We start from the raw sequence: 19987 nt of genomic DNA, 5'->3' as shown, positions 1-19987 counted from the left end.
CACTCCCGTCCGCCAGCTTGCAGTGGATGTCGAGTCGCGGAAACTTGCCGTCTGTTCGGGTGGGAAGCAGTTCGGGGTTCAGAACCTTTGTGTCCGTGACTTCCTGCCCGATTACTGCCGAAAGCATTTTGCGTCTGCAATACGCTGATTCCCGGCAGTTTTTTGAGAAGAAGGATTTGAATACGATGTCATTTTTTAGGTTGAGAATTCTTCCTTCTGCGACGGCTCGTGCGGCCTGTTCCTTGACTTCATCGTCGATTATGATTTGATATTTCATATCGCCACCTTTTTTACAAATAAGTTTTGCATAAGGTGTTCTTTTCCCCATGCATATATTTATTTGAAAAAAAAGTCATGTTTCGGCAATCTGTGGGTGAAAAAAGTGTGTTTTTCTGCTAAAATACCCTCATGTCACTTGAAGACGAAGTTTTTTCGGAGCTAACATCTTCTCAGGCCTCGCTTTCGGCTCATGCGCAGGAGTATCTTTCGGTTTTGAATCCGGAGCAGTATGAGGCCGTGGTGCATGAAGGTAGTCCGCTTTTGATTCTGGCGGGCGCTGGCTCTGGTAAAACCCGTGTAATAACGACCAAAATCGCTTATCTCATTGGCGAAAAAAATATTAATCCTTACTCGATTCTTGCGGTGACTTTTACTAAAAAGGCTGCAAATGAGATGCACGAGAGGGCAATTGCACTGGATGCGAGGGCTGCTGATGCTCAAATCCGTACTTTCCATTCTTTTGGTGCCTGGTTTTTGCGTGTTTATGCTGAAGAAGCGGGTGTTGACCCGAATTTCACTGTTTATGATGACGAAGACGCTGTTTCCCTTCTTCAAAAGGTTGAGCCTAAACTGACTAAAAAAGAGGCTGCTCAATACGCACGCAAAATCGCTCTTGCAAAGGATTATTGTCTTCTTCCTGATTCGCCTGAAATTCTGACGCGTGAGGAGTTTTTGAATCCGCCTGATTTTGCCTCGATGTATGCTCTTTACGAAAAGCGGCTTCGTGCAACCGGCAATGTTGATTTCGGCGATTTGATTTTGCTTCCTTATCTTGCGCTTACTCACAATGATTCCCTGCGTGAACGTATGTACCGTCGTTTTCGCGTGATTATGGTTGATGAGTATCAGGATTCGAATGTGGCTCAGTTTAAGCTGCTTGAAGCTCTTTCGGGCTTTAATGAAGGTAGCGGAACTTACATTTGTGTTGTCGGTGATGATGATCAGTCAATTTATAAATTCCGTGGCGCTGAAATCCAGAATATCCTGAACTTTCCGAAGATTTTTGACGGAACTAAGATTGTCCGTCTCGAAAGCAATTATCGTTCCACAAGCGAAATTCTTTCTCTTGCAGACAATGTGATTTCCCACAATTCTGGCCGCCTCGGTAAGACTCTTCGTGCGGTGCGTGGCAGTGGAAAAGTGCCTGTGCTTGCGTTTCTTCCAAATCAGGATGATGAAGTTCATTTTTGCGCTGATTTAGTACAGAAGTCGCATGAGATGGGCGTTCCTTATTCAGACTGGGCGGTTCTTTATCGCACCAATGCACAGTCGCTTGGTTTTGAAAGTGAATTTGTCCGCAAAAAGATTCCTTATGTCATCGTCGGTTCGCTCAAATTCTTTGAACGCGAAGAAGTTAAGGATATTGTGGCATGGCTTGAGCTTATTGCGAATCACAAAAACGAAATTGCGTTCCACCGAATCGTTAACAAGCCTGCTCGCGGAATCGGAAATAAAGCTCAGGACAATATTGTAAATGCTGCCAGGGAAGAATTTCAGTCAATAAATGAAGAAGGTGCTGTGGTCAATCGTTTCGAGCCGAATGACATAATTGCGGCCTGTCGTTACCTGCTCCCTAAACTTTCGGGCAAGTCCAAATCAGAAATCTCAAAATTTGCTGATATTATAGAAGGAATTGAATCACTCTTTGGTGAAGAAACTAGTGCCGGCGGTGAGCTTGCCGAGCAGGTCATTTCGGAATCGCAGAATTCTCCTTTGGCAAAACGCGAAGAAAAGAAGAGCCTTGCTATATTAATAGAAGAAATTGTAAAAAAATCGGGGCTTGGCTCATATTACGAGGAGCGTGATAAAGAAGAACATACTTTCCGCGTTGAGAACATGCAGGAACTTGCGAACTCGGCGCTCCCGTATCCGCTTGCACGGCAGGGCTTGCTTGATTTCCTTGACAACATTCAGCTTGACCGCACGCTTTCTTCTGAGGAAGAAGAAGTTGCTGAAGATGCCGTCACTTTAATCACGCTGCATAACACGAAGGGCCTTGAATTCAACCGTGTCGTTATGACTGGCATGGAAGAGGGCGTTTTTCCGCGTAACGGTGATGATGAAGAAGAAATGGAAGAAGAGCGTCGTCTTTGCTATGTCGGAGTTACGCGGGCAAAGAATGAGCTGTATCTTACGAGTTGTGCCGTCCGCCGAATGTATGGCCGCATTGAGTTCATGAGGGCAAGTCCTTTTCTGCTTGAAATGGGAACTGAAGGCGTAAAGGCAATTGGGCATCTTCCTTCGAGTTACAGGCGGAGCGGTTTTCACGGTGGCGATTACGGCGAGCGGGGCTTGAGCCATCCTGATGTTGAAAGCGACCCAATCAAAAAGAAATATTGCCGTGGTGCCAAAATTTACCATGATGATTACGGCTATGGCATAATCGCGAATACAAGCACGAATGATGAAGGCGAGTATGCGATTACCGTGAGCTTTGAAAACAGTGGAATCAAGCGCTTTTTGCCGAAATATCAGGAAAGTGTTTTGATGATTGTGAAAGACTAGAGCTGTAACTATGTGATTTGTGAGTTTTTTAACGGATATGAAGAGATTTATTTTTTTTGCTTTGATTGTTTCTTTTTTTACTGTGTCTCTTGGTGCAGAAGATGTGATTTCTGAATTTACGCGGCAGAAGGTTGAGGATTTTGTTACTTACCGTGTAATCCTTAAAAGCGTGAATCATGAGGATGCCTGGAAAAAAATCGATGAGCTCAAAAAGGAGGCTCTGGCTGAACTTCCTGAACACGCAAAAGATTTTGAGCAGGAAAAATGTCTTCTTGAAAGCCTTTATTTTGCTGAATATTACGAGCATGCACTGAATTCGAGCGGAAATCAAAAAGAACTTCGTGCCGAAATGAAGCGTCTGATGAAGAACAATTTTGCCTGCATCGAAAAGCGAAAGGATGAGCAGGTTTGTGACTGGATGTTTCAGTTGACCGGAGATGTTACTGCGTATTACATGACGCGTTCCGTAGCGGCCACTTTCTTTTACGGCATGAAGGTTAAAGGATTTTACGAAAGAGCGGTCGAAGCAAACAAAAAGCGGGCAATTTCTTATGTCAGCCTTGGAAACTGGTGCTTTTACGCTCCTGGAATTTTCGGTGGCGGCAAAACAAGGGCACGAAGGCATTTTGAATCTGCCCTCAAATGTGCTGAAATCCCCGGTGAAAAATATCTTGTTTACATAGCACTGTCTCAGATTCAATATGAGGCAAAAAAGACGGCCGCTGCAAAGGGATATCTTCAGAAAGCAGTTGACCTTGATTTGGGGCGCAAGGATCTTGATTTTATCGCCCGCTGCAACGAAAAAGGCTATTCATACTTCCAATATTTGCGGAACCGTTCAGGCATTGATGAAGAGATGGCCGAAGATGAAAAGGATGATGAAGACCGATAGAAAAAGGTGCGGTGTTTCTTTGTAAATAAAACTTGCCGAAATGCAACTATTTTCATTATATTTTGTTATAAGTATTAGAATTTAACTGGAGATGAATTTTGAATCTAGATGAACTTGCTGCTGAGAGTGTAAGTGATGTAGAGTTGCCGGAAGTGATTTCCCGCGAAATTGTCAGCAATCCCGATAATTTTTATAAAATGGCATTCGAATTTCACCAGATAATGATGATTTATGAGAGTGCAATCAAACAGATTGAGACTAAGCTGGACATTCTGAATAAAGAAAACAAGGTTTCAGGTCGGCGTAATCCGATTGAGACAGTAAAATCCCGAATTAAAACGCCGCAGAGCATTGCAAGCAAACTTGAAAAAAAGAAACTGCCTGTTACTTTCGACTCGATGGTCGAAAATCTTCACGATATAGCTGGTGTCCGCGTAATCTGTCCGTACATTTCGGATATTTACTCCGTGCGCGACATGCTTCTAAAACAGCCCGACATCACTCTTCTCGAAGAAAAGGACTACATCAAGCATCCGAAGGAATCTGGATACCGAAGCCTTCATCTTGTAATTGAAGTTCCGGTCTATCTTTCAGAGTCAACTCATCATGTAAAAGTCGAGGTTCAGTTGCGCACGATTGCAATGGACTTCTGGGCTTGCCTTGAACACGAACTTCACTATAAGACTACAACGAATGTTCCAGAGAGCGTCCGCCGTGAACTTTTCCGTGTGGCAGAGACAATCGCCATGACTGACCGTGAAATGGAAGAAATCGCACTCGAGCTTCAGAATCTGGATTAGCCAAAAATAAAATCCAGCTACTACCACAATTTTTTGTTTTTCGCTAAAATGAAAGCATGAAAACTGTTGATGAAACAACCCTTGAAAACTTGCTTTATCTTTCACGCCTGTCTCCAGAAAGTACGGACATGGCAACGCTCAAAAAGCAGGTCGATGAAATAGTCGGATATTTCGACATTCTCTCAAAGTACGACGATTCAGAAAATCCTTATGACGCGTATCCTTCAACCAAGGCTGAATGTCTGCGCGAAGACACAATTGTTCCGGGACTTGATATCCCTGATGTCAAAAAAGTCACTGACAAATTCATGGACGGCTACTTCCAGGTTCCGAAAGTTCTTGGAGAGGGAGCATAATTATGTACTATACAATCAAAGAAACTGTCGCCGCATTGAAATCGGGCGAAACTACCAGCGAAAAACTGGTTCAGCAGTCAATCGACACATTCACTGCCGACCAGAAATCAGAAAAGCCTCTCAATGCTTTCCTTGAGATTTATGATGATGCGATTGAGCTTGCAAAAAAGGCTGACGAAGAAATTTCTGCGGCACGAGCAAACGGTTCAATCGATGCTCTTTTTGAGAAAAAGCCGCTTTTGGGCGTTCCTTTTGCAAACAAAGACAATATTTCATGCAAAGGTCATAAACTTACCTGTTCAAGCAAAATCCTTGAAGGCTATGTCGCTCCATACAATGCAACTGTAATCGGTCGTCTGGCAGAAGCCGGTGCAATTCCGCTTGGTCGCTGTAATCAGGACGAATTTGCAATGGGGTCTTCTACCGAATATTCAATCTATGGCGCAACACGAAATCCTATCAATCGCGACTATGTTTCAGGCGGTTCTTCGGGTGGTTCTGCTGCTGCTGTTAGTGCAAATCAGGCTCTCTTTGGCCTTGGAACAGAAACTGGCGGTTCGGTTCGTTTGCCTGCTTCTTACTGCGGCATTTACGGTCTCAAACCGACTTATGGTGTTCTGAGCCGATGGGGCGTTGTTGCTTACGGTTCATCTCTTGATCAGGTCGGTATTTTGGGGCACACACCTCAGGATATCGCTCTTCCGCTTTCACTTATGAGTGGAGTTGATTTTTACGATGATACGAGTGCTGATTTGCCGAATTCAGAAAAACTAGCATCTCTTGAAAGTTATAAAGACTTTGCTTCATTAAAAATTGCCGTTCCAAAGCAGTTCGAGGAAGCTAAAGGTCTTGATGAGGATGTCAAAAAGGTCTTTGAAGAAACAAAGGCATGGTTCACTTCAAAAGGTGCCAAAATCGAAACCGTAGACCTTCCGATTCTTGACGCTTCAATTGCTTCTTATTATGTAATTGCACTTTCTGAGGCAGCTTCAAACTTGAGCCGCTTCGATGGAATCCGTTATGGTCATCGTGTTGATAACGGTGCGGGCTATGATCAGCTTTATGTTGATACCCGTTCACAGGGCTTTGGTCCTGAAGTTAAGAGACGAATCATTATCGGAAACTATGTTCTTTCTGAGCAGTTTTCTGGCACCACATACAAAACGGGCATGAGCGTTCGTGCACGAATTCAGCGTGAAGTTGCTGCTTTGTTCGAGTCGTACGATTTGATTCTTTGCCCGACTTGTCCGACGGCAAGTTTCCGTCTCGGCGAAAAGGTTGATGATCCGCTTGAAATGTATTTGAGCGATCTTTACACCACATTTGTCAATCTGGCACGAATTCCTTCTATTTCTGTTCCTGCCGGATACACTTCAAAAGAAAACAAGGCAGCTTCACAGATGCCTGTTGGAATCCAGTTTGCCGGTAAGATGTTCGATGAAGTCAGACTTTTGCAGATTGCACAGGTCTGGGAAGATGAGCATAAAGGCTGCGGTGTTCCTGTAAAATAAGGAAGTCTCTAAATTATGAACCCCGCATTGTGTTGGATGCTCTTCACAGTGCGGGGATTTTTTTTGCAGGTAGAATACAAATAATTGAAACCCTGAAGTATAAAAAAAGTTACATTTTTTTGTTGCAAAATTCATATTTGATGATATGCTAGAAAAATGCGATAAACGATTTTATGCAACTGGGGGTATTGTTATAGGTTATGGAAAAAAAATTATATAACAAGTTAAGGGCAGGTCTTGTGATTCTGTCCTTTATGTCTTTTTTTGCCGCATGTTCGCAAATCGACGGTGACAATAAGACGGGTCGCTACTCCATAAAAGGTGTAGTCTTGGACGAAAGCAACGCCGCTGTTTCGGGCGTTGAAATTTCAATAAAAGGAATCTCCGCTACTGCCACAACAAAATCAGATGGTTCTTATGAACTTGAAGGTCTTGGAAAGGTGAGCGCTACTGTTCAGGCAAAGAAATTGGGTTACACCTTTGTACCGAATTTTTCTGCTTTGACCGCAGAAGCTGCTTATGCTGGTAATGTAGTCAATGTCGGAGTCAGTGCAAAAAATGGCGTTGTTGAGAATGTCAATTTTGTGGCTGTTAAGGGTGACCTTAAAATTTCTGACATTCAGGGCGATTCTGCAGAGAGTCCGTTGAAGGGCGAAGAAGTTCAGGGCATCAAGGGTGTCGTCACAATGATTTGCCACCGTGCTCCTCACTTCAAGTACGATACGACTGACCTTGACGGTGAAACCATTCCTCAGTGGCTCAGCTATGATGGATTCTTCATGGAAGCTTTGCCTGATGAAAAGGACCTTTCTGGCAAAAAATCAAACGGTATCTTCGTAAACACACATGATCCTCGTTTTGATGAAACCGAAGAATCACACTGGAAGGAAGGACTTCCAACTGATTTGCAGGCTGGTGATGTCGTTATCGTAAACGGTACTGTTGAGGAAGTTCGACACCTTGACCGATTTGACAGTGCAACTGGTGCTTTGAGCCGCACTGAAATCAATGCGGATGCTGTTGTCTTAAAAGAAAAATACAACAGTGCTTCAAGCTACTATCCTGATGGTGTTTTGCTTACCTATACAGAAAGCTATGGTCAGGCTTGGGTTGCTGGTCATGAAACAGACGGAAAGCGTGAATACCGTGTAATGCCGTTTGACAGCGAATCAAAAACTCCGATGAAAGAGGCAATTAAAGTTCTCGAATCAGTTGAAGGCATGGTCGTTCGCATTGACAACCCGCTCGTTGTAGGTTCTACCTATTATAATATCACTGGCGTTCTTGCTGACGGCGGCAAAAAAGGAATTGATGCAACATCAAAACCAGGAACTGTTACAGGCGGTTCTTATGCACGCACCTTCAATGAAAAATGGAGCGGCGATGTAATTTGGGAACGCACTGACGGTGTTCAGGATTTTAACGAAGAGCTTCTTTTTGTTGATTATCAGGCTGTTGACTGGACGACATTCTATGCCATCTCGCAGAACGGTGATTATCTCAAAGATTCAAATAATGAAAGGGTTTTCCGTGGTGTAATGGATTACACTGTAGACGGAATTTTCATGGCTCGTCCATTGAACAATGCGGCAAGCAGCTATGTAACAGGTGAAGTTTACAAAACCTCTTCAACTCCTTTCTATACAAGAACTGACAGCACAGCACTTAAAAGCGTTTCTGGACAGACACTTCCTAATCAGAAGTGGAATTTCGATACCAAGGATTCATGGTATTATAAAGCTGATTCTGGTGTAGGTACAAGCATTTCTAATGATGGAGATGCTGGTGTTAAAAAGGTATCAACGACAAAATCTATCCCATGGAGAACTGGTTCTGGCGCAGCAAGTTTTGACGCATCTGAATTGTTTACTCCTGGCTGGAAAGATAAATCAAGCGTTGACAAAGGTAATACAGAACATGATTCCCTCACGGTTGCAGCATTCAACATCGAAAACTATGAGGCACAGGGGTCTAGTAATGACAAGCAGAAGAATGTTGCTTATGTCATCAAAAACAACCTGCTTTATCCGGATGTTTTGATTATCGTTGAAATGGGTGACGACAAGGCTACTCCAATCCATTATGACAACCAGGGTAACAGCTGGGGTGAAAAAGACGGTGTTGTTACTGCTGTAAGGAATTTCTCAGGCATTATCAATGACATTAAGAGCTTTGGCGGACCTCAGTACGATTTCCGATGTGTTGACCATAAAGAACAGGATTGTGGTGGTAAGGCTGGCGTTAATATTCGTGTTGGCTTCCTTTATAACACCGAGCGTGTAAAAGCTGTTGATAGCGGTCTTCCTAACAACAACTATTTGAACACTCATGGAGGCAGCTACTCTGGAGCATTGCTTGATGAGAGCGAATGGCCAGTTCAGACTTCTAATCATCATGCACAGGGCTGGGCTCTTGCAGAGGCATCAACAACTGCCTACAAAGGTACAGACGGTAAGGTTCATCTTACACAGTCTCCAAGCCACATTCTTGCTGAACCGTTCAATGGTTCACGCCGTCCAATCGTTCAGGAATTTGAGCTTCTTGACAGCGAAGGCAATGATACTGGCGAGAACTTCTTCGTAGTCGGCTGTCACTTGGGTTCTAAGCGCGGTGACTTCCCACTCTATGGAAGCGTTCAGCCGCCACTTCTTCTTAGTGAAAACAAGCGAGACAGACAGGCTCGTACTGTAAATGAGTTCGTTCAGTCAATCCTCAATCTTGACCCAAATGCAAAGATTGTTGTTGGCGGCGATATGAACGACTTCGCTTACTCTACACCACAGCGAATTCTTAAAGGTGATAACTACGGTTATGACACCAAGAATCAAAAGCAGGTTTTGTGGAGCGTAGTTGAAGAGCTTATGCCTTATGTTGAGCAGTTCTCTTATACCTACCGTGGAAACATGCAGGAAATTGACCATATCTTCGTTTCTGAGGCTTTGTGGAAGAAAGTTGAGCCTTATGCTCTTGAAGATAAAACTGATAAGACCAATACGGCATGGAAGGATTATTGCTTTATTCCGCATATTAACTCTATGTTCTCACGAAACAACCATATAAATCTTTCGGATCATGACCCGGATATTATCCGCATTCCGGGAGCATTCAACTAAGGAGGAAGAGATGAAAAAGTTATTAAGCATAATTTCGGCATTCCTTCTTGCAGGTGCTTTATTCGTCTCTTGTGCAGAGGATGAAGACGAGGATGCTGTAATCACAAGATTTACTCTTGGCGGCTATTCTGGCGTAATCGATCAGAATGCAAAGACTATTACTGTTTCTGCAGAGGCAAGCGGTACACCTTCTATTTCTTGTGGAAGCGGAACTTCGCTTTTGACAAGTCTGGGTGACATTAGCTCTGAAGACAGTCCTGTTCTCATCAAGGTCGGAACCAAAAGTCAGACAGTGACCTATTCAGTAATCTTTAAGACTATCGGTGATAGAATTGATAGAGGCACTTTGTATTTTACGGAACTGTATAACGGTGCTTCTTTCAACTATAAATCGACAAACAATCAGTTCGTAGAGATTTCGAATGTTTCTGATGAAGAACTTGATCTTTCAGATGTTTACCTTAATCGCCATGTATGGAAGGAAGGCAAGCGGCGTTCTGATTTGGACCAGAGCGTGCCTCTTACTGGCATAAAACTTGCTTCTAAAAAGGCTCTTGTAATTTACAGTCAGCGCTGTTCATGGTTCACGGAAAAATCAACAGATACTGCTGTATTTAAGAGCGACTTTTCGTACAACGGCATTATTTCGTTCTCAGACCAGGATACCTTTACAATCACTTATAAAGGAACTGTCATCGATTCTCTTGGCCCGAATGATGGTGCAGGAAACGGTGTGAACTGGATTGCTGAAAAACAGATGCAGCGTAAGGATAACACATATTTTGGAAATGCTAAGTTTGATGAAAGCCAGTGGATTCTTTCGTACGCTACAAATGCAGACGGCGATGCAAAGGCTACGGCTGGTGAACGGCTTCCAAAGAAAAACACCACAAGCTATAAACCTAGCGAAGCTGGAAAATGCCTTACCTATGTTCGTTTTGAATCTACAAATGACTATAATAAGGTAGAAATTAACGAATCAAAGCATACGGTTACAGTAACTTTCTATACAAGCGGGGCAAGCTACATTCAGTGTCCTACTGTCAGCCATGACGGCAATGCAATCTTCCTGTACAAAAACGGCGGTTTCTACAAGAGCCTCGTTTCAGGAGAAACACCTGTTGATTTCAGTGAAGAAGGATTGCAGTTCTGTGTCAGCTCAACAGACGAAACTGAACAGCTTTATGACATCACTGCAAGTACAGATGAGTACAACATGACTTCAAATATCAGTGGTACTTATCAGAAAGTAGCTTTTGATGAGATCGCGGACGGTGATGTTATTTTGTTTGCAAATCCTAAAAACGAATCACTCATCGGAACTCCAAGCGGTACAACACTGCAGGCTGTAAGTGAGTCTCTTGAAGACACATTGACCTACATGGGCAGTATGGCGGCTTTCTGTGTTAATAAGCGAGAGGAATATTATGTCTTTACTTTCAATGGCAAATTCCTCGCGTCAACCGCAAATTCAAGTCTTTCTTTGGTGGGAGTTCCATCAGATGATGCTAAATGGACTATTTCTGCTGGTTCAGCAGATGGTACCAAACTGATTAAGAATAAGAGTGGTCGTGCCATTGAGTATTATAAATCTGCTTTTGGTTCATACAGCGGATCTGGTGATGCTTACGACATTGTATTCTACAAACGATTGAAATAGTGATTAAAGGGGTTTTTATGAAAAAGATTTATGCAATTTTGGCTTGTGCGGCTTTTGTGCTGCCGGCATTTGCCCAGGAGACAAGCACTGCGCTTCATCCTGAATTCAGTGCGGATGTTTCGTTCTCAGCTGGTGCGTTCAACATCGACAAGAACGAGACTATAAAAGAAATTCCTGGTCTTTCAAATGACTATGATGCTGACTTGAATGTTTCAATTAAAGGTTCATTCTCAAAAGCAAGTGAATGGTCAGTAGAAAAAGAAGACGGAATTGAAGACCGTTCAGAAGTTGGTTATGAAGTTGGTCTTGGGGTTGACCTTGATGTGCTTAACAAGGCTGTAAAGGGCGGTTCAAGCTACACTGAAACAAGCAACACAAACCATTATTCTCTCATCCAGCCGATGATTGACTGGTACGAAGCAAACTGGCAGAAATACAAACTTCCGGCTCCTTCAAGCCTCAGATTCAGCGGTCTTAGCAATTTCCCTGGAAGCCCGTGGCCAACAACATCTTACGGTTCTTCTTCAGGCCGCTATCAGTTCATTAAAGGCACTACTGTTGAAGATGCAAAAAATGTTGTCTGGGACAGCCAGAAATGGGCAGACGGTGAAGCTTTGTATCAGGACATCAAATATGCTATTACAACTGCAATCGATACCAGCATAAAAGATGATTTTGGTACTTCTGATGTAAATCAGCTTGATTATCAGACAAAGACTGACAGCGTTAAGAAAGCTGCTCAGCTCAAAATGCGGGCAAAACGCGAATTCTCAAAGGTTGCAAAAGGAACCGTTGCAGCTACAGAACTTGGGGACGCAGTTTCTTCTGCATACATCAAATTTACAAACATCGGTGGAATCTTAGACACTCGTATCGACTTCCTTGGAAAGCGTCTTACTGTAGGAAAAAACATCAATTCTTATCTTGCAGGACAGTCAGAAGGTGGCGCTGCTGTTGAAGTTGCACTCAAACAGGGATTGGTAAAAGGTCTCAGCGTAATCCTTGCATCTGGTATTGCAGGTGGTATTGATCAGGAACCAGAAAATTATGATACAACAGGTCTTGAGTACTATGAAGGTCTTGAGGGTGAACTTGCATTCAAGGCTGGCGCACGATATAACCTGTTTGTTGAGCCGTTGAGCATGAATGTTCTTTTTGGTGTTGACGGAATTTACAGTGATGCACTTGTTGCAAACAAAAACTATGCTGTAGACGCTTTTGCTACATTCGAAAAGGCTGGTCTTGCTGGATTCCTCACTCTTGAGGCTGGCGTAGAAGGAATGTTCCTCAATTACAAAGACCGTGAAGTAGACGATGCTGATTATGAATCTGCATATTCTGCTGCTGCAAACGCAAGCATCCGTGCATTCGGATTGAAACTCAGTGGAGAAGGTCAGTTCAAGAGCAAGTACTTCAGCCACAAAACATACAACACTACAGAAGACCGCTTCTATGGATATACAGTTGACTCTGATTACTATGTCGCAAACCTCAAAGACGCTATGATTGCAAAAGGAAAACTTGAATTCAATCCTAAGTATTTCATTGCACTTGATATCGTTGATTTGACTCTTGGCGGAGAGGCATTCATGTATGATTCAAAAATGAATGGTCTTGGTCTTGAAGCAGGTCTTGAAGTTGGTTTCGCGGATTTGTTGAATCTTCCTGTAACATTGTTCGGAAATGCTCACTACTATAAGAATTCTGAGCTTGCTGAATGGGATGATTACAAAGGTCTCCCAGATCAGGAATTCATTGATTTCACACAGCTTCGCGCAGGTGTCCGTTTCAACCCTGTAAAACAGCTTGAGCTTTCTTGTGCTTATGTAACTTCACCGTCTTATTCACGATATAACGACGAGCGCAATTCAAGCTTCACAGTAAACGGAAGAATCAAACTGGACTAAAACGGACAATCGCATTAACGAGGTATAATATATGAAAAAATTAATAGCTTTTTTAACTGCGGCTCTTCTTGCTGCAGGCGTGTTTGCACAGAAGATTCCATCTTATGGAACGACAAATTCTGCTTCCCAGTTCCTTGAGAACGGAAAGTCTAAATATGTTAGCATTTTCGCCGTGAATGACATCCACGGAACAATCGAGGAAGACCTTGCTGGTAAAAATCCGGGTGGTGCTAAACTCAGCGAAGTAATCAAAGAGCTCAAACTTGCTAACCCAGAAAGCATTTTTGTTTCTGCTGGTGACAACTATCAGGGTAGTGCTCTCTCTAATCTCAGCCAGGGCAAAATCATGAGCGACTTCTTCAAAAAAGTCGGTCTTGTAACAAGTGCAATTGGTAACCATGAATTTGACTGGGGCGATGACTTGTTCGCAAAATGGGAAGCTGACGGCGGATTCAATTTCGTTGCCTGTAACCTCATCGACAAACGAACAGGAAAAATCCCGTCATGGTGTAAAGAATATGAACTCTGCTACATCGGCGGTCACCTCATTTGTATCATCGGTTCTGCTACAAAAGACACTGTATTTACCGCAGCTAAAAAGCGCATTGAGAATTTCGAGTTCCTTGACCCTGCAAAATGTATTCGAAAGGTTTTGCGCAAGGTCGAAGCAACTTATTCACCAGAAGCAGTAGTTGTTTTGAGCCACATCGGAAGCCACATGAACCGCCTTTCAGGAACCCCAGTTTCTGCAAGTAATGATCCTACTGATAAGTTCGAACTTGAAGATGTTGCAAAACTTAATGGAGTTGCAGCAATCATTACCGGTCACAGCCACGAGTATGTAAACGGCACAATCAACGGAAAACCAATCGTTCAGGCATACAACTATGGCCGTGCAATCAGCCAGATTAAGCTCACTTTCAATGAAAAGGGCTTGAAGAGTGCTAAAGGTAATGTCATCGAAGTTTTCAAAAATAAAGATGCAATTACAGAAGACCCAGAGATTCTTTCACTCGTTGCTGAATACAAGGCAAAATATGGCGGACAGCTCGGCGAGAAGATTTGTCAGGTTGAAGATGAACTCAGCCATGAAGAGACTGTTCCGAATGTCACTCCACTTGGATATACAATTGCTTCTGCAATGAAATCTGCTTACAAAACAGACTTTGCTGTAACAAATGGTGGCGGTCTCCGCAAGTCAGTTAAAGCAGGAACACTTACTGTAAACGACATGTGGGAATTGATTCCATTTGACAATACAGGCGTTATTCTTACTTTGAAAGGAAAAGACCTCAAGAAAATCGTTGACCACGGTATTAACTCTGTTGGTTTCAGAGCAGGTCAGTTCGCTGGTGGAAAAGTTTCATATTCTTCACGCCAGCCAGAAGGTTCACGCGTAACAAGAATCGTTCTTGATGACGGTCGCACAGTCAACGATAACGAAACTTACACTTGTGTTGTAAATGACTTCATGGCAGAAGGCGGTGACAAATACACTGTAATTTCTGACGGAATCAAGGCAGGCACAATTTCTGCAAACAACACTTATATTCCATTCCGTGATGCAGTAATCGAACAGCTCAAGAGCTGGGGTGCCGTTCGCAAAGGCTGGAGCGAAATTCCTCAGATTCTCTTTGCTGAGTAAAACCTGAGCTGATATTTCATGATTAAAGGCGTGATCTTTTACGGTCACGCCTTTTTTTTTGCGCAGCAGAGCGAGTCTGACGCTGTTCCGTGGCTCGCTATCCGCTCGGCCGCTTCCCTCGCTACGCTCAGTCCAGTGGCTGGCTTTCGCCACCACTCCATAGCTTGGCGGCTTTTTCTGTTAAAGATAACAAAATATTATCTGTGGACATTGCCTATTCACTTTCCGCAGGAAATTTCAAATATAAATCCCAAAAAAAACTCTTGCATTATTAAAGAAATGGTGTACACTGATACTTTAGCATTTTTCCGACACATTAAAAAATGTTGGATGTAAAAATCACTTATTTTCATAATGAAGGAGGATTTTTTATGAAAGTAAACATTAGAAATCTTTTTAAGGGAATATTGGTGGCCGCATCAATCTTTGCGATTGCCGCTTGTTCCAGCGATGACGATGATTCTGGAGAATCAGAAAAACCAATCGCATCTGTCGTAATGAACGGCGGAACTCAGAACGCTGATGGAACTTACGGAATTGCAGAGAATGATTCAGTCACTCTCTCTTGTGAAACTGCTGGCGCTGCCATCAAATATGTTTTCAGCGACACTGAAATTACCGCTGCAAATATTGATAAAGCTGGTTTCAAGAATGTTGGTTCAAATAAAAAAGTCCAGATTACAGGAAACAGCACTCTTTACGCTTATGCAGAATTGAACGATCGTAAATCAGAGTTGAAATCATGGAAATTTGTTGTACTTCCTGTTCCTTCTAAGCCGGAATTTACTCCAAGTGCTCCCGCAGATAAAGATACAGGTCTTTATCCGTATGGAACGACTGTTACAATTGCTTCAACATCATCTGTAACAGATGATGTTGTAAAAATCTACTATTCTACAACAACAGAACTTACAGCATCTAATGCTGCCACTGCTGGTACTGAATATACATCAGCAGCAGTAATCAAAATCGAAAAACCTCTCAAACTTTCTGCAATCGCAAAAGGAACTAACGGCTGGTCAAAGGTCACAACAGTTGATTATGACTGCTCAATTGTTTATGCAGAAGGTGAATTTGAAGAGAATGGAAACATTGCTAAAGCTGTAGATGCTATTAATGGAAAAGAAGGTGCATCTTTCGGTGATGGTCTTGAGCTTAAAGGCTATGTAACTCTTGCCGCAAACAAGGTTAGCAGTGGAAAACCATATATCTATATTCAGGACAAAAATGCCGGAATTCAGATTTACAATATTGATACCTCAGTTACTACTTATGCAATTGGCGACTATGTAACTGTTCAGGGTGCAAATGCTGGCATGATTTATGAAACAAGTGGTGTAACAGAAATCACAACTTTTGGCTCTATTGAAAAAGACGATTCAAAAGCAACTAGAAAAATCTTCTACAAAAAAATCCCAAGCTATTTCGTTGATTTCCGTGAATTTATGGGAGCTGGAACACTTCTTCGTGGATTTGTGGCAAAAGCGAATGAACACACTTCAACTTATGATAATATTTACACAGCAGGTGCTAACCCTGCTGCAGATGTAGAAACATTAAAACTCAACATCGGACCTGTTGTTTATGCTTCTGCAAAGTATCAGTTCAGTGTTTGGACTCAGCTTGCTGCAACTGAAGCAGATCTTGATATCCCAGATGTTGAAAATGTTAAGGCTACTACATCAAAAGCAGCTAAATCTGGTTACTATGAAGCCGGAACTGTCGTTACATTTGAGTGTGACACAACTGGTGCAGACATTTACTATTCAACAACAGAATTTGCCCGAAAGGACTTCGATCCATCTAGCACACAATTTACAAAAGCATCTTCATACACAGTCAATGACGATGTAACTCTGTTTACAATTGCTGTTAAAGGAACCGAGAAGTCACAGGTCAAGATGTTCGAATACCTTACAGCTTTTGATACAACATTTGTTGCACTTGATGAAACAAATAACTACGCTTTGGATGGAAATCTTGCTGCCCTTGCTAAGGCTCAGCCTACAGACGCAAGCGATACAAAATACTCAGGTTACATCGTTGCTTATAACGGATCTTCAAATAAACAGTACCTTGTTCAGGACAAGAGCGCAGGTGTTTATTTCTACAATGTTTCGCTTCCAACAAATGCACGAGTAGGTTCAAAAATTGAATTTACTGTAACTAAAGGTAGCGTTTACAGCGGCTTGTATGAAGTTACAGGTGCTAATATCACAGTTACTGAGCCAAAATCAACTGATAAGATTTATTACATCAACCTTACAGGAAAAGATGACTTTACAACTTATACAACAGGTCAGCTTTGTGCTGTAAACGGAAAAGCGGCAGATTATAAAGATGCTAAAGCAACTGTTTATACACAGAAAGATGATGATGGAACTGCTAAGTCGTTCTTTGGTTATGTATATAACAGAACTCCACAAACAGGTGATGCAACAATCCAGCTTGCTGAAATGTTCCATAAAGCTGAAGGAACTGTTCCAATGCCAGCAGGATATGTTTATGCACCAGATTTCAGCGTAGCAAGCGGTTCTTCAGTTAATTCCGGAACAACTGTAACACTTACTTGTAAAACAGCAGGTGCAGCAATTTACTATACAACAGATGGTAATACACCTACTTCTGCTTCTACAGCTTATACTACACCTATCACCCTTACAGCTGATGTAACAATTAAGGCAATTGCAATCAGTGATGGAAATTCTTCTGAAGTTTCAAGTGCTAGTTATACAGTTTTGGCAGCAGGTGTAACACCTGTAGTAAAAGCTACATTAGATTTCACTAATCCTGCAACAACTTGGGGAATTCCTAAAGATGCTTATTCGACTGAAGAAGCAACTTATACATATGGAACTTATTCGGTAAAACTTTCTGCCGGTTCAAAAGCTCTGGATAATGCATTGATTTATGGTAAACAGGGAGCATATGTTTCTCTTCCTGCTTTTGACTGGACTACTACAAAGATCGTTGTTAAAGGAAGTTCTAGCGGTGGAGCAAAAGTTACACAGAATATTTTCGTTGGTGACACAGCAGTAAGTACTCAGACTACAAGTGCTAAAGTAGATCATGAGTATGATATTGCATCTGCATATCAGGCTGCAGGCAATGTATATGTTATTAAAGTAACTAATGCTAATAACTCTCAGCTTACTGGAATTGAAATCTGGGGTTATTAATTTTTAGTTTCTAAACAAAAGGGTTTTCTCGTAAAACCAATACGCCGCATTGCATCCTGCAGTGCGGCATTTTTTTTCTGATGTTAAAGAGCATTGAAAAAAAATACGGCAATAGTTCCAAAAAACTGTTGCCGTATTCATGTGATGCTTAAATAATAGTACGCGGATACTATTGTTATGCTCTTGTCGTACTGCGAAAAGAGTACGATTGAACTGTTTCCGTAGCATCAAAAAACTGACTGACAGCTTTTGGTTTAGTTCGTTACACTAACGACTTCTCGTGTAAGTTCCTCTTTGAGCGCAAGCACCTGTTCCAATGGAAGAGAAACCGCCTGTGCAATCTGCTCTGGAGTAAGAATATGCATGAGAATCAGATTCTTCGCACTTGCGATGGCATTTTCTATGCGGCCATCGTTTCGTAGCGTTTCATCGTAAGATTCCTGGTCAAACTCGGTATAAATGTCATCCAAAATCTTCATGCGATTCTCCCGGAAAAATCCTTCAAGGAAGTCGCTTTTGATTGCGAAGTCAACTGCCTCGTTAACCGCACTGTCAAAACTCATTCCGCTCGAAAGGTTTTCCTTTACTTGATTTACGAACTCTCGATAATGATACAACGGCTCGCAGTTTTTTGAAAGGCTTTCGTTGTGGTTTTTGTTGATATTTATCACGGTTGCGGTCCATTCAAATTTCGTGACATTCTGGTTCTGACAAGATATTTTCGCTTGACTATCTTCATGAGAGAGGTTCGCTAAAGTGTTTAATTCGTCTTTTATAAATGCATCAGAAAGTTTGTATTCCACAATATCCGCTTGTTCCGTATCGCCATTATAAAACACGATGAACTGTGGAGCGGGGATTTTCACAAGCACGCTTCCGTAGAGGTTCTTTTTGTGTTTGTCGATGTACTGCTGGTACAGTTGCGAGAAATACAGCATCCCTCGGAGCGGCATGTTCGGATTCACTGTGCTCTGGTGCTCGTACAGGCACATCTGCGAATGAATCAGAAAGGACAAATCATTTTTCATCGAGACATAAATCACATCTTCAAGCGTGGTGATTTCCAGGTCTTCGATGTTGGTGTGGTTCCTGCCGCTCAGGGCGTTGTAGAGCGAGAGTAGCCAGCGTTTACTGCGCGCGTCCTTGCCGCCAAAAATCGTGCGGAACAAGCTGTCGCGGTAGGTGCGTTTCGGTTCTCGTCTGCGAGATGAACTAAGACGATTGCGTTTTTTGTTTCTAATTCTTTTTTTCATGAACTTCCTCCAAATAAATAAGTTGTAAAAGAGATGGAGTGAGTTTTCTCTTCTTACTACACTTATTTATTTGAAAAAAAAGTAACATTTCGGCAATGTCTACAGATAATATTTTGTTATAATTAACGGAAACGGCTGCTCCGCTATGGAACCCCGAAGTTGCCAGCTTGCTGGCAATGAGCGCGAGCGAAGGGGCGACATCCATGTCGTAACAAGAATTTTGCAAAGCAAAATTCTTGCGAATTATTCGTCTCTTACCCACCTCCATGTGGGGTTTAGTCCAAAAAGAGAAGGGGCGACATCCTTTCGTGGACAAGGAATGTTGCGCAAAAAAAACTTGACGATGATTTTTCTATAAGTGATGAAACTGATACAGGTTATGTCGGTGGCGCTCCTTATGATGAAACTGCTTTTATGATTGATGACAGCACGATAAGCAAAGTAATCAATCGCTACAAAATTGTATATTACCTTTGCGGTGGAAAATTCGAATATCTTCAAAATGGAATGCCAAGGTATGATGATATAAATGCTTATAACACGGCCTATGACTCATGGAGAGCATTTCTCGCGAGAATTAACTGCAATATTAATGACCGTATGACAGTACCATATCGCGATATGGTACTGTCATACGACCTGTTTGGTACTGTCAAATTTAGTGACTGACAGCGACGGATTCTATTTCCTCTTTAAGTGTAAGCACTTGTTCCAATGGAAGCGAGCAACACCGAGCAATTTTCTCAGGAGATAAATCTGTTTCTAAAAGAAGGTTCTTCGCATTTGCGATGGCATTTTCTATGCGGCCATCGTTTCGGAGTGTTTCATCGTAAGATTCCTGGTCAAACTCGGTATAAATGTCATCCAAAATCTTCATGCGATTCTCC

12 protein-coding genes and 1 pseudogene are annotated in these 19987 nt (G+C 42.3%); 10 read left to right on the top strand and 3 right to left on the bottom strand.

The window, feature by feature from the left end:
- Positions 1–277: pseudogene (locus Q0Q74_RS09365) on the bottom strand (hypothetical protein); the annotation flags it as partial.
- A 131-nt stretch (positions 278–408) separates the two neighbouring features.
- Between Q0Q74_RS09365 and Q0Q74_RS09360 the strand changes: the two are divergent.
- From Q0Q74_RS09360 to Q0Q74_RS09315, 10 genes are all read left to right on the top strand, one after another.
- On the top strand, positions 409–2784 hold the full coding sequence (locus Q0Q74_RS09360) for an ATP-dependent helicase (protein WP_294430218.1): 2376 nt from the start codon (positions 409–411) through the stop codon (positions 2782–2784).
- A gap of 37 nt (positions 2785–2821) precedes the next feature.
- Positions 2822–3676 carry a hypothetical protein gene (locus tag Q0Q74_RS09355; RefSeq protein ID WP_294430217.1) on the top strand — a complete coding sequence of 285 codons (855 nt, stop codon included), beginning with the start codon at positions 2822–2824 and terminating at the stop codon, positions 3674–3676.
- Between the two features lie 98 nt (positions 3677–3774).
- The gene (locus tag Q0Q74_RS09350; RefSeq protein ID WP_294430216.1) at positions 3775–4476 is read left to right on the top strand and encodes a GTP pyrophosphokinase family protein; all 702 of its coding nucleotides are present in this window, start codon (positions 3775–3777) and stop codon (positions 4474–4476) included.
- A 56-nt stretch (positions 4477–4532) separates the two neighbouring features.
- Complete coding sequence (gatC, locus tag Q0Q74_RS09345) at positions 4533–4832, top strand: Asp-tRNA(Asn)/Glu-tRNA(Gln) amidotransferase subunit GatC (RefSeq protein WP_294430215.1); 300 nt, start codon at positions 4533–4535, stop codon at positions 4830–4832.
- Between the two features lie 2 nt (positions 4833–4834).
- Positions 4835–6343 carry an Asp-tRNA(Asn)/Glu-tRNA(Gln) amidotransferase subunit GatA gene (gatA, locus tag Q0Q74_RS09340; RefSeq protein ID WP_294430214.1) on the top strand — a complete coding sequence of 503 codons (1509 nt, stop codon included), beginning with the start codon at positions 4835–4837 and terminating at the stop codon, positions 6341–6343.
- Positions 6344–6543: 200 nt separating this feature from the next.
- Positions 6544–9456: a carboxypeptidase regulatory-like domain-containing protein gene (locus Q0Q74_RS09335; protein ID WP_294430213.1), complete on the top strand. Its 2913-nt coding sequence runs from the start codon at positions 6544–6546 to the stop codon at positions 9454–9456.
- Between the two features lie 10 nt (positions 9457–9466).
- On the top strand, positions 9467–11116 hold the full coding sequence (locus tag Q0Q74_RS09330) for a hypothetical protein (protein WP_294430211.1): 1650 nt from the start codon (positions 9467–9469) through the stop codon (positions 11114–11116).
- Positions 11117–11133: 17 nt separating this feature from the next.
- Positions 11134–13023: a hypothetical protein gene (locus Q0Q74_RS09325; protein WP_294430208.1), complete on the top strand. Its 1890-nt coding sequence runs from the start codon at positions 11134–11136 to the stop codon at positions 13021–13023.
- A 31-nt stretch (positions 13024–13054) separates the two neighbouring features.
- Entirely contained in the window at positions 13055–14668 is a 1614-nt protein-coding gene (locus tag Q0Q74_RS09320) for a 5'-nucleotidase C-terminal domain-containing protein (RefSeq protein ID WP_294430206.1), read from the top strand.
- Between the two features lie 371 nt (positions 14669–15039).
- A complete protein-coding gene (locus tag Q0Q74_RS09315) occupies positions 15040–17847 on the top strand; it encodes a chitobiase/beta-hexosaminidase C-terminal domain-containing protein (RefSeq protein WP_294430205.1) in 2808 nt (935 codons plus the stop codon).
- Positions 17848–18101: 254 nt separating this feature from the next.
- Here Q0Q74_RS09315 and Q0Q74_RS09310 read toward each other — a convergent pair whose 3' ends face one another.
- Together Q0Q74_RS09310 and Q0Q74_RS14215 are read right to left on the bottom strand one after the other, a co-directional pair.
- Positions 18102–19100 carry a hypothetical protein gene (locus Q0Q74_RS09310; protein WP_294430203.1) on the bottom strand — a complete coding sequence of 333 codons (999 nt, stop codon included), beginning with the start codon at positions 19098–19100 and terminating at the stop codon, positions 18102–18104.
- Positions 19101–19781: 681 nt separating this feature from the next.
- Positions 19782–19838 (bottom strand): hypothetical protein, encoded by a 57-nt coding sequence (locus Q0Q74_RS14215; protein ID WP_367268342.1) that lies wholly within the window; start codon positions 19836–19838, stop codon positions 19782–19784.
- Positions 19839–19987 lie beyond the last annotated feature (149 nt).

This window comes from uncultured Treponema sp. (assembly GCF_946187725.1).
GTDB lineage: Bacteria > Spirochaetota > Spirochaetia > Treponematales > Treponemataceae > Treponema_D.
The sequence above is the reverse complement of the archived record's forward strand: the minus strand, read 5'-3'. Positions and strand labels throughout refer to the sequence as shown.